Source organism: Chromohalobacter sarecensis (assembly GCF_023061135.1).
Classification (GTDB): Bacteria; Pseudomonadota; Gammaproteobacteria; order Pseudomonadales; family Halomonadaceae; genus Chromohalobacter; species Chromohalobacter sarecensis.
Genome location: NZ_JAKGAN010000012.1, coordinates 56,995 through 70,814, shown reverse-complemented (window position 1 = coordinate 70,814; position 13,820 = coordinate 56,995). Strand labels below are relative to the sequence as shown.

The window sequence follows — 13,820 nt, the reverse complement described above, 5'->3', positions numbered from 1 at the left end:
TGGGTCCGTCAGTCGTGCGCCGTGGAGGCGCGGTGGGCGTAAAGCGTCAATACCCGGTCGACGATGGCGTCGGCCAGGGTGGTCTTGGGTTGTGGCGGCAACGCTTGGCTGTCGGTGTCATCGCCGTCACGCCACAGCAACAGGGCAGCGTTGTCGTCGGCGCCGAAGCCGAGTCCGGCCTGGGAGACATCGTTGGCGACGATCATGTCCATGCCCTTGCGGGTCAGCTTGTCGCGTGCGTAGCGTTCCACGTCACGGGTCTCGGCGGCAAAGCCTACCACCAGCGGGCGCGGTGAACGCGCGGCGATCTTGGCGACGATATCGGGATTCTTGACCAGGGTGAGCGTCATCGTCTCGCTGGCGTCGGTCTTCTTGAGCTTGTGTTCGGCGACGTGTTCGGCACGGTAGTCGGCGACCGCCGCACAGCCGATGAAGATATCGCTCTCGGCGGCGGCGTGCTCGGCGGCGGTGAGCATCTCGCTGGCCGATGTTACATCGACGCGTTCGACCTCCGGGGGCGTTGCCAGGGTGACCGGCCCACTGATCAAGCGCACGTGGGCGCCTCGTCGGGCCCAGGCCTCCGCCAGGGCGTAGCCCATCTTCCCGGAGCTGTGGTTGGAAAGATAACGCACCGGGTCGAGCGCTTCATGCGTCGGTCCGGCGGTGATCGTTACCCGCAGCGCCTCGGCATCGCGTACCGCCGGCGTCTCCGCGAGATCGGCGATCAGCGCTTCCGGTTCGCGCATGCGGCCGAGCCCGACATCGCCACACGCCTGCTCGCCACCATCGGGGCCCAGTAGACGCCACCCCAAGGTGCGCAACGTCGCGGCATTGGCCTGAGTCGCCGGATGGCGCCACATGGCTTGATTCATTGCTGGAGCCATGACGCACTCCGCCTCGCTGGCCAGGCACAGCGTGGTGAGCAGATCGTCGGCATGGCCATGTGCCAGGCGCGCCATGAGATCGGCGGTGGCCGGTGCGACGAGGATCAGCTCCGCCCAGCGCGCCAGCTCGATATGCCCCATGCCGGCTTCCGCCTCTGGGTCGAGCAGCGACGTGCGCACCGGCTCCCCGGTGAGCGCTTGAAGCGTCAGCGGGGTCATGAAAGCCTGCGCGCCCTCGGTCATGACCACACGCACCTCGCAGCCCGCCTTCTTCAATAGACGCGCGAGTTGAGCGCTTTTGTAAGCGGCGATACCGGCGCTGATGCCGAGTAACACGCGCTTGCCGAAGAGTGTTGGCATGACGGGAATCCTGACCGTTTTGCAGGCCCTCTACCTTACCACCGTGCCCCGGCTTTGCGTAGCGGGCGGCACTACGTAGTCTCGTCTTAATGCGTTTTTACTGTTTTAATAATAATAAAAATAGATGCGAGGTATGAGTATGGGAATCCGCGATTGGCCGGAAGGCGAGCGCCCGCGTGAAAAGTTGCTTACCCTGGGGGCGCCGGTGCTGTCGGATGCGGAGTTGCTGGCGATCTTTCTGCGAGTGGGCGTGAAGGGGCGCTCGGCGGTAGATCTTGCGCGTGATCTGCTGGTCGCTTTCGGCGGTTTGCGGCCATTGTTGGAGGCGGATCAAGCGCGCTTTTGCGCGGAGCATGGCCTGGGCGAGGCCAAGTATGTGCAGCTTCAGGCCTCACTGGAACTTTCTCGGCGGCACTTGGGAAGTTTGCTGGAGCGTGGCGGCGCCCTGACGTCGCCGGCCTTGGTGCGCCAGTTCTTGACCTCGCAGTTGCGCCACTTGCCCCACGAGGCGTTCGCGGCGTTGTTTCTGGATACGCAGCACCGCGTAATCCGTTTCGAGACGCTTTCGGAAGGCACGCTCGACAGTGCCTCCGTCTACCCACGTGAGGTGTCACGCCGGGCGTTGGCACTCAACGCGGGGGCGTTGATCTTTGCTCACAACCACCCCTCGGGCGTGGCAGAGCCGAGTGACGCCGATCGTCGGATCACCCAGCGACTCAAGGAAGCGCTGGGGCTTTTCGATATCCGTGTGCTGGATCATTTCGTCGTCGGCGATGGTGAGGTAATATCGTTTGCCGAACGCGGATGGCTTTGAAACCGTGCTCGCGATGCCAGGCTGGCCGTCCGTCGAGCCTCCGCAAGCTTGCGGCATGGCTTGACGTCTGGTATAAAGTACGCCCTTTGAATCAGGGCAAAAGGCGGTAGCCTGCCATTCCCGGTTTGCCCGACAGGTTTTGAACAACTCGCCAGTGGTTGGAGGCTTCCATGTCCCAAGTATGTCAGGTTACCGGCAAGCGCCCGGTGACTGGTAACAATGTTTCTCACTCCCAGCGGAAAACCCGCCGTCGCTTCTTGCCGAACTTGCATACCCATCGTTTCTGGGTGGAAGGCGAAAAGCGCTTCGTCAAGCTGCGCGTTTCCTCCAAGGGCATGCGCATCATCGACAAGAAAGGCATTGAAGAAGTGCTCAGCGATATCCGCAAGCGTGGTGACCGCGTCTAAACAGCGCGTCCAAACAGGGAGTAACGAGTCATGCGTGATAAGATCAAGATGGTGTCCAGCGCCGGAACCGGCCATTTCTACACCACCGACAAGAACAAGCGGAACACGCCGGATAAGCTCGAAATGAAAAAATTCGACCCGGTCGTCCGCAAGCACGTGATGTATAAGGAAGCCAAGATCAAGTGATCTTGGTCCTCCTTCGCCACAGGTGACGTTCACCTGTCAGAAAAACCCGGGTCGCTCCGGGTTTTTTTATGCCAGCAAGAAAGGTAGCGGGAGGCCAGCATGCCCGAACTTCCCGAAGTCGAGACGACGCGTCGCGGTATTGCGCCCTATATAGAAGGGCGCGAGATTCGCGAGGTCATCGTGCGTCAGCCACGTCTACGCACGCCGGTGCCGGATGATCTGGCGGATACGCTCGTCGGTCAGCGAGTCGGTACATTGGGGCGGCGCGCCAAGTATCTACTCATGCCCGTTGGTGAGCGTACTCTGCTATGGCATCTGGGAATGTCCGGGAGCCTGCGCGTGGCGCGTCTTGGTGATATGCCCAGAAAGCACGATCATGTCGACCTGGTCGTGGAGGATGGCGCGATTCTGCGTTATCACGACCCACGGCGCTTCGGCTTCGTCGATTGGCTGCAAGGCTCGCTGCTTGAGGATCCGCGCCTGGCGCGTCTGGGTCCCGAGCCCTTGTCGCCGGATTTCGACGGCGAGCGTCTCTACCGGCTTTCACGCAAGCGGCGCATTGCCGTCAAGCCGTTCCTGATGAACAACGCCGTGGTGGTGGGGGTTGGTAACATCTACGCCAGCGAAGCGTTATTCCTGGCGGGGATCGACCCCCGGCGCGCGGCGGGGCGTATTTCCCGCGAGCGCTATGAGCGTCTGGCCGAGGCGGCACGCGAGGTGCTGGCGGCGGCGATCACGCAGGGTGGCACGACGCTGCGCGACTTCGTCAGCGGCACCGGCGAGCCCGGGTATTTCGCTCAGCGCCTCAATGTCTATGGGCGGCAAGAAGCGCCCTGCAGGCGTTGCGGCGAGCCGTTACGCTTGGCTACGCTGGGTCAGCGGGCCAGCGTTTTTTGTCCCCACTGTCAGCGCTGAGCGCTTCGCGCTGCGCGATGTCTTCGCCAAGAGGTTTTCCGTGACCGAACGTCTACGCCTAAAGAAAAACGCCGATCGGCGTCTCAAGGCGGGCCATTTATGGCTCTATTCCAACGAGATCGATATCGCGGTTACGCCGCTGAAGGATTTCGAGCCGGGTGCCCAGGCGGTCATCGAGGCTGCCAATGGCAAGCCGATGGGCATCGCCTATGTCAATCCGCACTCGCTGATCTGCGCGCGCATCGTCTCGCGGGATGTCGATGTGCGTCTCGACCGTTCGCTGTTGGTTCATCGCTTCAAACAGGCGTTGAGCCTGCGCGCGCGTTTGTTCGCCAAGCCTTTCTATCGCCTGGTGCATGGCGAGGGGGACTTGCTGCCGGGGCTCATCGTCGATCGCTTCGATGATGTGCTGGTCGTGCAGCTCAATACCGTGGGCATGGACCGGCTGCGCGACGAAGTCGTCGCCGCACTCGAGAAGGTGCTGGCGCCGCGCGCCATCGTGTTCAAGAACGATTCCTCCGGGCGTCGTCAGGAACAACTCGGCGACGAGGTCGAAGTGGCCTATGGCGAGCTGCCCGATCAGGTGCTGCTCGAGGAGAATGGCGTGCGTTTCGTGGCGCCGGTGCTGGATGGCCAGAAGACCGGTTGGTTCTTCGACCATCGCCCCAACCGGGCGTGGCTCAATGGCTTGGTCGCCGGTAAGCGGGTGCTGGATGTATTCAGCTACGTCGGCGGCTGGGGCGTTCAGGCGGCGGCGCACGGTGCCAGCGAAGTGCTGTGCGTGGACAGCTCCGCCCAGGCCCTGGAGCGCGTGGCCGAGAACGCCGCACTCAACGGCCTGACCGAGCAGGTGTCCGTCGGCGAGGGCGAAGCCTTCGAGGCGCTGGCGGCCTTCAAGGCGGAAGGCGAGCAATTCGACGTGATCGTGCTCGACCCGCCGGCTTTCATCAAGAAGCGCAAGGACATCCCCAACGGCGAACGTGCCTACGCGCGACTCAATCGCGAGGCGATCCGGCTGCTGGGGCGCGATGGCATGCTGCTCTCGGCATCGTGCTCGATGCACCTGGCGCCGGAGCGCTTGATGGAGTGCGTGCGCGGTGCGGTACGCCATCAGGATCGTCATGGGCAGGTCATCTATCAGGGCCACCAGGGGGCGGATCACCCCGTGCATCCTGCGATTCCCGAAACCGCCTACCTCAAGGCATTGGGGGTGCGGATCTTCCGCAACTGAACATGACGTTGGAGAGCGTTCGCGTCTTTCGTCACCCCAACGCGCTGCTGGTCAACCACGTGCATAACGTGCTGGCCAGCGCCGGGTTGGCGCCCGTGCTGCGTAACATGACTCTCGGCGGTGGCGCCGGCGAACTGCCGCCCGGCGAATGCGAGCCGGAGGTCTGGGTGCCGGTAGGCCATCGTCAACGCGCCGAGGCATTGGTCGAGGAGGCCCTCAATGGGCCCGCCGAGGATTGCCCTAACTGGCGTTGCCCTGCTTGCGGTGAATGGCTGGAAGGCGTCTTCGATACCTGTTGGCAGTGTGGTCAGGCTCGTCCCGTCTGAGGCGAGCATGGCATGCTCGGCGCAAATCGTTCGGCCATGGGCGCTGTCGGCGTAAAGTTTACTCTATAAGCGTGGCTTTGAAGCGCGTCATCCCGTTTTGTCTCCCTCCTCCCTCCGATTCCTGTGCGTGTGCTGTAATGAGTAGGTGTTGAGCCTATTTTATAGACACTCTCTAAAGTGGAGGCGCCATGAAAATCGCCATACCCAAGGAAATCAAGAATCACGAGTATCGTGTCGCCTTGACGCCAAGCGTGGTGCGCGAGCTGGTGGCGCGTGGGCATCGCGTGGCGGTGCAGGCATCGGCGGGCGAGGGGGCCGGCTTCCCCGATGCCGAGTATGAGGCGGCGGGGGCACGTATCGAGCAGGATCTTGACGCGCTATGGGATAACGCCGAGCTGATCGTCAAGGTGAAAGAGCCCCAGCCGGAGGAGGTCAAGCGCCTCAAACCGAGCCATACGCTGTTCACCTATCTGCACTTGGCCGCTGAGGAGTCGCTGACGCGGGGGCTGATGGATAGCGAAGCTACCTGCATCGCCTATGAGACGATCACCGATGACCAGGGGGCGTTGCCGCTTCTCGCTCCGATGAGCCGTGTCGCCGGCCGCATGGCCATCCAGGCCGGTGCACATAGCCTGGAAAAGGCGCAGGGCGGTGCCGGTATTTTGATCCCCGGGGTGCCCGGCGTGGCGCCGGCCAAGGTGACGGTGGTCGGCGGTGGCGTGGTCGGTGAAAACGCCGCGCGCATGGCGCTGGGACTGGGCGCGGATGTCACCGTGCTCGACAAGTCGCTGGAGCGGCTGGAAGCGCTCGACCATCGCTATCAAGGCCGCCTGAATACCGTGTATTCGACGGCGGATACGTTGGAGAAGGCGGCTCGCGAGTCGGATATCATCGTCGGCGCGGTGCTGGTGCCGGGGGCACAGGCGCCCAAGCTGATCACCCGCAAGATGCTCGGCGACATGCGTCCGGGCAGCGTGCTGGTGGACGTGGCCATCGATCAGGGCGGCTGCTTCGAGACCAGCCGCGCGACGACCCATGCTGACCCCACCTATGTCGTGGATGATGTGGTGCATTACTGCGTCGCCAACATGCCGGGTGCCGTGGCACGCACTTCCACTCAAGCATTGACCAACGCCACCTTGCCGTTCGTGCTGGCGTTGGCCGACAAGGGATGGCAAGGCGCCCTGGCGGAGGATGATCACTTCCTCGCAGGGCTTAACGTACATGCCGGACACATTACGCATCCGGCGGTGGCCGAGGCATTCGGACTCGATGCCATCGACCCCAAGAGCCTGATGGCATAGCGATGGACCACGACGTCCCGGCCGGGCCCGGTCGCCTTGGCCGGGACGTCGTTGTACACTGGGCGGATTCTTACATTTCGTTGCGATCAGCCCAATTCCATGACCAAGACACGCGTCCTGACCGGCATTACCACCACCGGCACCCCGCATCTCGGCAATTATGTCGGGGCCATCAAACCGGCCATCGAGGCCAGCCAGCGTCCCGATGTGGAATCCTTCTACTTCCTCGCGGATTTGCATGCGTTGATCAAGTGCCAGGATCCCCGGCGCGTGCAGCAGTCGCGCCTGGAAATCGCCGCCACCTGGCTGGCGCTGGGCCTGGATACCGATAACGCTACTTTCTATCGCCAATCGGATATTCCCGAGATTCCCGAGCTGACCTGGATGTTGTCCTGCGTCTGCGCCAAAGGGCTGATGAACCGCGCTCATGCCTACAAGGCGGCGGTGGCCGAGAACGAAGAGCTCGGTCATCAGGATATGGATAAAGGCGTGAGCATGGGGCTGTTCGGTTACCCGGTGCTGATGGCGGCGGACATTTTGATGTTCAATGCCAATAAAGTGCCGGTGGGGCGTGACCAGATCCAGCATATCGAGATGGCGCGCGACATGGGCGGGCGCTTCAACCACCTCTACAAGGGGCAGTATTTCACGCTGCCCGAGGCTGTGGTCGACGACAAGGTGGAAGTACTCAACGGGCTCGATGGCCGCAAGATGTCCAAGAGTTACAACAACACCATCCCGCTTTTTGTCTCGGAGAAGAAGCTTCAGAAGCTGGTGCGCAAGATCAAGACCAACTCCCTGGAGCCCGGTGAGCCCAAGGACCCTGACAGCTGCACGCTGTTCCAGATCTTCTCGGCGTTTGCTTCCGCCGAAGAAACCGCGACCATGCGGACTGACTACGAGAACGGCATCGGCTGGGGTGAAGCCAAGGATCGGGTCTTCGAATACCTCAATGTGCACCTGCGCGAACCTCGCGAGCGCTATAACGCCTTGCTCGAGGATCCCGGGCATATCGAGAACGTGCTCAAGCAGGGCGCCGAAAAGGCGCGTGCCGAGGCGCAGCCGCTCATGGAGCGCGTGCGTGAGGTCGCTGGCCTGGGACGTTTCGTGTAACGCCTCATCTGTCACTTTTATCGGTACGCTTTTGCGCGCTCTGCCAAGCCCCGTGTCTCGCGACACGGGGCTTTGTTTTTATATTGCCAAACGCTATAGCGGGAATGTGTTTTATGAATTTTTAAAAGGGCGGGTTAGGCACTAAGCTAGTTAGCAATTTCCATTCGAACGATAACAGGAGGTTGCGATGCCTGACGCATCCAGCGTTTCATCCGCTTCGCCGACGCCGCGTCGCGGCGTACCGCCGTTGGCATTGGCGGCGGCGATAGTCTTGCTCCTGGGCGCTCTGGCCGTGGGAACGACCTTTGAGGCGACCACGGGGTTGCTCATGATCGTGGGGGGCGCCCTGGGCATGGTGCTCTATCATGCCGCTTTCGGCTTTACCTCCGCGTGGCGTGTATTCATCACTGAGCGTCGTGGGCGAGGTCTGCGCGCGCAGATGGTCATGCTGGCGTTGGCGGTGGTGCTGTTCTTCCCGGCGCTTGGCGCAGGGACTCTTTTCGGTACGCCGGTCTCGGGTTATATCGCGCCCATCGGGGTCTCTGTCCTGGTCGGTGCGTTCCTGTTCGGGCTCGGCATGCAGCTCGGCGGTGGTTGTGCCTCGGGCACCTTGTTCACAGTGGGCGGCGGTAATGCGCGCATGGTGATCACTCTGGTGTTCTTCATCATCGGCTCCCTGGTCGGCACGGCGCATTTTGCCTGGTGGCAGACGTGGCCGGCGTTCCAGCCGACGTCGCTGCATGGCTTGTTCGGCGTGGGCGGCGGCATCGTTGTGAGTCTGGTGTTGTTCGCCGCGATCGCCGCGCTGACGGTGGCCATGGAGAAGCGTCGGCACGGTCAGCTCGAACGGGCGCCGCAGGTCGAGGCCGGCCGCTCGCGTTGGCTGCAAGGTCCCTGGCCGCTATTGGCCGGTGCGATAGGGCTGGCAGTGCTCAATTTCATCACGCTGGCGCTCGCCGGACGCCCATGGGGCATTACCTCGGCGTTCGCACTGTGGGGTGCCAAAGGTTTCGAGGCGCTAGGCGGCGACGTCAGTGGCTGGGGCTATTGGCAGGCGGCCGGCAATGAGGCGGCCTTGAACGCCAATGTCTGGAGCGATATCACCACGGTCATGAATGTGGGCATCATTCTGGGGGCGATGGCCGCTGCGGCGCTGGCGGGCCGTTTCGCGCCGAAATTCAACATTCCGCTACGCTCCGTGGTGGCGGCGGCCTTCGGTGGCTTCTTGCTGGGTTACGGAGCGCGTCTGGCGTTTGGCTGCAATATCGGCGCCTATTTCGGCGGCATCGCCTCGGGCAGCTTACATGGCTGGCTGTGGCTGGTCGCGGCGTTTGCCGGCAACATGCTGGGCGTGCGGCTACGCCCGTGGTTCTTCTCGGGCCCGGCACGCCCGGTGGCGCGCAGTGGCTGATCGGTAATCGCAAGCGCCAATGATGCACGGCGTCCTTCGGGGCGCCGTGCGTCGTTAGGGCGTGCGCGAGTGGCAAGGTGGCGTGCGCGAGTGGCAAGGTGGCGTGATATAGTGAAATACGAGCCGTGCGGAGCCTCAGGGCTTCGAGTTCCGTCACCTGCGTGAGGCAAACGATGAGCGAAACATCCAAGCGTCCCCTTTATATTCCTTATGCCGGCCCCTCACTGTTGGAGATGCCGCTACTCAACAAGGGTAGTGCCTTTACCAGCGAAGAACGTGTCGAGTTCAACCTGGTGGGCTTGCTGCCGCAGAATGTCGAAAGCATCGAAGAGCAGCTCGAGCGCGCTTATCACCAGTACACTCTGTGTCAGAACAACCTCGACAAGCACATTTACCTGCGGGCGATTCAGGACGACAACGAGACGCTGTTCTTCCGTCTGCTGGAAGAGCATCTCGAGGAAATGCTGCCGATCATCTATACTCCCACGGTGGGCGAGGCATGCGAAGAGTTCTCCAATATTTACCGCAATCACCGCGGGCTCTTCATCTCGTATCCCGATCGCCACCGCATGGACGATATCCTGCGTAGCGCCACCAAGGACAAGGTGCGTGTGATCGTGGCCACCGACGGCGAGCGTATTCTGGGGCTGGGCGATCAAGGCATCGGCGGTATGGGCATTCCCATCGGCAAGCTGTCGCTGTATACCGCCTGCGGCGGTATCAGCCCGGCCTACACGCTTCCCATCGTGCTCGACGTGGGCACCAACAATCAGAAGCTGCTCGACGATCCCATGTACATGGGCTGGCGCCATAAGCGGGTCAGTCAGGAAGAGTACGACGAGTTCATCGGCATGTTCATGGAGGCGCTGCAACGGCGTTGGCCCAACGTGCTGTTGCAGTTCGAGGACTTCGCCCAGACCAACGCCATGCCGCTGCTAGAGCGTTATCGCGACCAGCTGTGTTGCTTCAACGACGACATCCAGGGCACGGCGGCGGTGTGCGTGGGGACGTTGCTGGCGGCTTGCAAGACCAAGGGCGAGGCGCTCAAGGATCAGACCATCGCGTTCCTGGGGGCCGGCTCTGCGGGCTGCGGTATCGCCGAGCAGATCGTCGTGGCGATGACGATGGAAGGCCTGAGCGAGGCCGAGGCGCGCCGTCGAGTGTATATGATCGACCGTTTCGGGCTATTGACCAGCGATATGGACGGGCTCTACGACTTCCAGCAGCGCCTGGCGCATGAGCCTGCCACCTTGAGCGACTGGGACACCCAGAGTCGTGATCTCCTCGACGTGGTGCGCAATGCCAAGCCCAGCGTATTGATCGGGGTATCCGGGCAAAGTGGCCTGTTCACCGAAGAGGTGATCAAGACGTTGCACGCGGGCTGTGCCCAGCCGCTGGTGATGCCGCTTTCCAACCCGACGTCGAAGGTCGAGGCCGTCCCCCAGGATATTCTCGAATGGACCCGGGGCGAGGCGCTGATAGCCACGGGCAGCCCCTTCCCGCCGGTACGCGTCGGCGAGCGCGACGTCGCGATCGCCCAATGCAACAATGCCTATATCTTCCCTGGCATCGGCCTGGGCGTGGTGGCGACCAACGCGTCTCGCGTCACCGACAAGATGCTGATGGCGGCTTCCAATGCCTTGGCGCAGGGTGCGCCCATCGTCAAGACTGGCAAGGGCGCGCTGTTACCCTCATTGGGTGACATCCGCGAGATCAGCAAGGACATCGCCTTCGCCGTCGCCAAGCAGGCCCAGGAGGAAAACGTCGCGCTGTCCTCCAGTGACGACGCGCTGTGGGACGCCATCGAGCGTCACTTCTGGTATCCGCGTTATCGTGCCTATCGGCGCCGCGCCTTCTAAACGCCCGCCTCTCGATTACCCATACAAAACACCCCGCCGGCAATGCCGACGGGGTGTTTCTTTATGCTGCTAGATAGCGCTAGCTCAGCGCGGAATGATTACAGCATGCTACGCAGCACGTAGTGCAGGATGCCGCCGTGACGGTAGTAGGCCATCTCGTTGGCGGTATCGATGCGGCATAGCGCCTCGATCTTCTTCTCGCCTTTACTTGATGCGATGGTCACCTGGACCTTGGCGCCGGGCTCGATATTGGCGATGCCCTCGATGGAAACCGTTTCGTCACCGGTCATGCCCAGTGAATTGCGGTCTTCGCCCTCGGGGAACTGCAACGGCAGCACGCCCATACCGATCAAGTTGGAACGGTGGATACGCTCGTAGGATTCGGCAAGGACGGCGCGCACGCCCAGCAGGCGCGTGCCCTTGGCCGCCCAGTCACGGCTGGAGCCAGTGCCGTATTCCTTGCCGGCCACGATGACCAGCGGCGAATCGTTCTCGACGTATTTCATCGCTGCGTCGTAGATCGCCATCTGCTCGCCGCTGGGCACGTGGCGGGTATAGCCGCCGACGACACCGTCGAGCATCTCGTTTTTGATGCGTACGTTGGCGAAGGTGCCGCGCATCATCACTTGGTGATTGCCGCGCCGCGAGCCGTAGGAGTTGAAATCCGCAGGCTTGACGCCGTTTTCCTGCAGGTAACGGCCGGCAGGGCTGTCCGGCTTGATCGCGCCAGCAGGCGAGATATGGTCGGTGGTCACCGAATCGCCGAACATGGCCAACACGTTGGCACCTTTGACGTCTTCCAGCGGCGCGGGCTCTTTACCCATGCCTTCGAAGAACGGCGGATGCTGGATGTAGGTGGATTTGTTGTTCCACGCATACACATCGCTTTCGGGTACATCGAGCGACTTCCAGATCTCGTCGCCCTCGAAGACCTCGCTATACTCCTTGCGATACATCTCGGTCTTGACTTGCTCGACGGCCTCGGCGATCTCTGCTTGGCTGGGCCAAAGATCCTTGAGGTACACCGGGTTGCCGTCCTTGTCATTGCCCAGCGGTTCCTTGGAAAGGTCAATGCGCATGTTGCCGGCCAGGGCATAGGCCACGACCAGGGGCGGTGACGCCAGCCAGTTGGTGGGCACCAGCGGATGGATGCGGCCTTCGAAGTTGCGGTTGCCGGAGAGCACCGAGGCTACCGTCAGGTCGCCTTCGTCGATGGCTTTCTCGATCGGCTCGTGCAAGGGGCCGGAGTTACCGATGCAGGTGGTGCAGCCATAGCCGACCAGGTTGAAGCCCAGCGCATTGAGATCGCTCTGGGTGCCGCTGGCGTCGAGGTAGTCGGTGACCACCTTGGAGCCCGGTGCCAGTGACGTCTTGACCCAGGGCTTGGTGGTGAGCCCTTTCTCGACCGCCTTGCGCGCCAACAACCCGGCGGCCAGCATCACGCTGGGGTTGGAGGTGTTGGTGCACGAGGTGATGGCGGCGATGACTACGGCGCCGTGGTTGAGCTTGAAGTTTTCGCCATCGACCTCGCAGTGCTGGCTATCTTCGTTCTCCACGCTTTCGTCGGTGCCCACGGCGGTCTGGCCGCCTTCGGAAAGCCACTTGCCTTGCTCGGTGGGCGCGGCGTCCGGCTTGCGGTCGCTGAGGATCTTCTCGAAGGTGGACTTCATGTCGGTCAGGGCGACACGGTCCTGCGGACGCTTGGGCCCGGCGAGGCTGGATTCGACCTCGTTCATGTCGAGGTGCAAGGCATCGCTGAAGATCGGCTCGGCGCCGGGTTCGCGCCACAGTCCCTGCGCCTTGGTATACGCCTCGACGAGCTCGATCTGGTGTTCGTCGCGACCGGTCAGGCGCATGTAGTTGAGGGTTTCCTCGTCGACCGGGAAGAACCCGCAGGTGGCGCCGTATTCGGGGGCCATGTTGCCGATAGTGGCGCGATCCGCCAGTGGCAGGTCCTTGAGGCCATCGCCGTAGAACTCGACGAATTTACCCACCACGCCTTTCTCGCGCAGCATCTGAGTGACCGTCAGCACCAGATCGGTGGCGGTGATGCCTTCGCGTAGCTTGCCGGTAAGCTTGAAACCGATGACCTCGGGGATCAGCATCGAGACCGGCTGGCCAAGCATCGCGGCCTCGGCCTCGATACCGCCCACGCCCCAGCCGAGCACGCCCAGGCCGTTGATCATGGTGGTGTGGGAATCGGTGCCCACCAGTGTGTCCGGATAGGCGAACGTCTTGCCGTTTTCTTCCTTCGTCCACACCGTCTTGCCGAGATACTCCAGGTTGACCTGGTGGCAAATACCGGTACCCGGCGGCACGACGCGGAAATTATCGAACGCCTGCTGGCCCCAGCGCAGGAATTCGTAACGTTCGCGGTTGCGCTCCATCTCGATGGCGACGTTGTCCTTGAACGACGTCGGGTCACCGTAGTGATCGACCATCACCGAGTGGTCGATGACCAGGTCGACGGGGGACAGCGGGTTGATACGCTCGGCGGATGCGCCGAGACGCTTGACGGCGTCGCGCATGGCGGCCAGGTCGACGACCCCGGGAACGCCGGTGAAGTCCTGCATCAGCACGCGTGCCGGACGATAGCCGATCTCGCGAGTGGAGCGACCTTCCTTTTGCCAATCGACGAGAGCCTGCATGTCGTCGGAGGAGACGCTTTCATCGTCGCCGTAGCGCAGCTGATTCTCGAGCAATATCTTGAGTGTCATGGGCAGGCGCGAGGCGTCGCCGAACGCCTGGGCAGCCTTGTCCAGACTGTAATAGTGATAGGTATGATCGCCGACATCGAGTGTCGATAACGTATTCTTTGGAGCTTCGGACATTGGAGCCCTCCCCCTCATCAATGCTGGACGGTTTTTCATGGCGAACGCCGAACCAAATTGTGCCTGAAAATGCCGGAGAGGCCAGCGGACTATCCAGCGGCCCGGTTCGCCGCGAGTCAGGTTCCTTCGACAATGTCTACAATATCATCTATAGCGGAGACATGGTCATGATAAGCCTT

12 protein-coding genes are annotated in these 13,820 nt (G+C 62.3%); 10 read left to right on the top strand and 2 right to left on the bottom strand.

The window, feature by feature from the left end:
* Nucleotides 1-8: 8 nt before the first annotated feature.
* Nucleotides 9-1,244 carry a bifunctional phosphopantothenoylcysteine decarboxylase/phosphopantothenate--cysteine ligase CoaBC gene (coaBC, locus tag L1071_RS15310; protein ID WP_246976666.1) on the bottom strand — a complete coding sequence of 412 codons (1,236 nt, stop codon included), beginning with the start codon at nucleotides 1,242-1,244 and terminating at the stop codon, nucleotides 9-11.
* Between the two features lie 139 nt (nucleotides 1,245-1,383).
* Here coaBC and radC point away from each other — a divergent pair, with 139 nt between their 5' ends.
* The 10 genes from radC to L1071_RS15260 all read left to right on the top strand — a co-directional run bounded on the left by radC (nucleotide 1,384) and on the right by L1071_RS15260 (nucleotide 10,810).
* A complete protein-coding gene (gene radC, locus L1071_RS15305) occupies nucleotides 1,384-2,058 on the top strand; it encodes a RadC family protein (protein WP_246976741.1) in 675 nt (224 codons plus the stop codon).
* A gap of 170 nt (nucleotides 2,059-2,228) precedes the next feature.
* Entirely contained in the window at nucleotides 2,229-2,465 is a 237-nt protein-coding gene (rpmB, locus tag L1071_RS15300) for a 50S ribosomal protein L28 (protein WP_246899057.1), read from the top strand.
* A gap of 30 nt (nucleotides 2,466-2,495) precedes the next feature.
* Nucleotides 2,496-2,651: a 50S ribosomal protein L33 gene (gene rpmG, locus L1071_RS15295; RefSeq protein ID WP_011508261.1), complete on the top strand. Its 156-nt coding sequence runs from the start codon at nucleotides 2,496-2,498 to the stop codon at nucleotides 2,649-2,651.
* A 99-nt stretch (nucleotides 2,652-2,750) separates the two neighbouring features.
* Complete coding sequence (mutM, locus tag L1071_RS15290; protein ID WP_246976663.1) at nucleotides 2,751-3,566, top strand: bifunctional DNA-formamidopyrimidine glycosylase/DNA-(apurinic or apyrimidinic site) lyase; 816 nt, start codon at nucleotides 2,751-2,753, stop codon at nucleotides 3,564-3,566.
* A 40-nt stretch (nucleotides 3,567-3,606) separates the two neighbouring features.
* On the top strand, nucleotides 3,607-4,797 hold the full coding sequence (locus L1071_RS15285; RefSeq protein ID WP_246976660.1) for a class I SAM-dependent rRNA methyltransferase: 1,191 nt from the start codon (nucleotides 3,607-3,609) through the stop codon (nucleotides 4,795-4,797).
* 2 nt (nucleotides 4,798-4,799) lie between these two features.
* Complete coding sequence (locus L1071_RS15280; RefSeq protein ID WP_246976657.1) at nucleotides 4,800-5,123, top strand: putative signal transducing protein; 324 nt, start codon at nucleotides 4,800-4,802, stop codon at nucleotides 5,121-5,123.
* Between the two features lie 188 nt (nucleotides 5,124-5,311).
* A complete protein-coding gene (gene ald / locus L1071_RS15275) occupies nucleotides 5,312-6,427 on the top strand; it encodes an alanine dehydrogenase (protein ID WP_246976655.1) in 1,116 nt (371 codons plus the stop codon).
* A 99-nt stretch (nucleotides 6,428-6,526) separates the two neighbouring features.
* A complete protein-coding gene (gene trpS / locus L1071_RS15270) occupies nucleotides 6,527-7,540 on the top strand; it encodes a tryptophan--tRNA ligase (protein WP_246976653.1) in 1,014 nt (337 codons plus the stop codon).
* A gap of 187 nt (nucleotides 7,541-7,727) precedes the next feature.
* Complete coding sequence (locus L1071_RS15265; RefSeq protein ID WP_246976650.1) at nucleotides 7,728-8,951, top strand: YeeE/YedE family protein; 1,224 nt, start codon at nucleotides 7,728-7,730, stop codon at nucleotides 8,949-8,951.
* A gap of 173 nt (nucleotides 8,952-9,124) precedes the next feature.
* Nucleotides 9,125-10,810, top strand: a complete 1,686-nt coding sequence (locus L1071_RS15260; RefSeq protein ID WP_246976647.1) for an NAD-dependent malic enzyme — start codon at nucleotides 9,125-9,127, stop codon at nucleotides 10,808-10,810.
* Nucleotides 10,811-10,908: 98 nt separating this feature from the next.
* Here L1071_RS15260 and acnA read toward each other — a convergent pair whose 3' ends face one another.
* Entirely contained in the window at nucleotides 10,909-13,641 is a 2,733-nt protein-coding gene (acnA, locus tag L1071_RS15255; RefSeq protein ID WP_246976644.1) for an aconitate hydratase AcnA, read from the bottom strand.
* Nucleotides 13,642-13,820: the final 179 nt, after the last annotated feature.

Excerpts from the sequence above, each read along its gene's own strand:
- coaBC (WP_246976666.1), bottom strand. The coding sequence starts at position 1,244 with ATGCCAACACTCTTCGGCAAGCGCGTGTTACTCGGCATCAGCGCCGGT.
- radC (WP_246976741.1), top strand. The coding sequence starts at position 1,384 with ATGGGAATCCGCGATTGGCCGGAAGGCGAGCGCCCGCGTGAAAAGTTG.
- rpmB (WP_246899057.1), top strand. The coding sequence starts at position 2,229 with ATGTCCCAAGTATGTCAGGTTACCGGCAAGCGCCCGGTGACTGGTAAC.
- rpmG (WP_011508261.1), top strand. The coding sequence starts at position 2,496 with ATGCGTGATAAGATCAAGATGGTGTCCAGCGCCGGAACCGGCCATTTC.
- mutM (WP_246976663.1), top strand. The coding sequence starts at position 2,751 with ATGCCCGAACTTCCCGAAGTCGAGACGACGCGTCGCGGTATTGCGCCC.
- L1071_RS15280 (WP_246976657.1), top strand. The coding sequence starts at position 4,800 with ATGACGTTGGAGAGCGTTCGCGTCTTTCGTCACCCCAACGCGCTGCTG.
- ald (WP_246976655.1), top strand. The coding sequence starts at position 5,312 with ATGAAAATCGCCATACCCAAGGAAATCAAGAATCACGAGTATCGTGTC.
- trpS (WP_246976653.1), top strand. The coding sequence starts at position 6,527 with ATGACCAAGACACGCGTCCTGACCGGCATTACCACCACCGGCACCCCG.
- L1071_RS15265 (WP_246976650.1), top strand. The coding sequence starts at position 7,728 with ATGCCTGACGCATCCAGCGTTTCATCCGCTTCGCCGACGCCGCGTCGC.
- L1071_RS15260 (WP_246976647.1), top strand. The coding sequence starts at position 9,125 with ATGAGCGAAACATCCAAGCGTCCCCTTTATATTCCTTATGCCGGCCCC.
- acnA (WP_246976644.1), bottom strand. The coding sequence starts at position 13,641 with ATGTCCGAAGCTCCAAAGAATACGTTATCGACACTCGATGTCGGCGAT.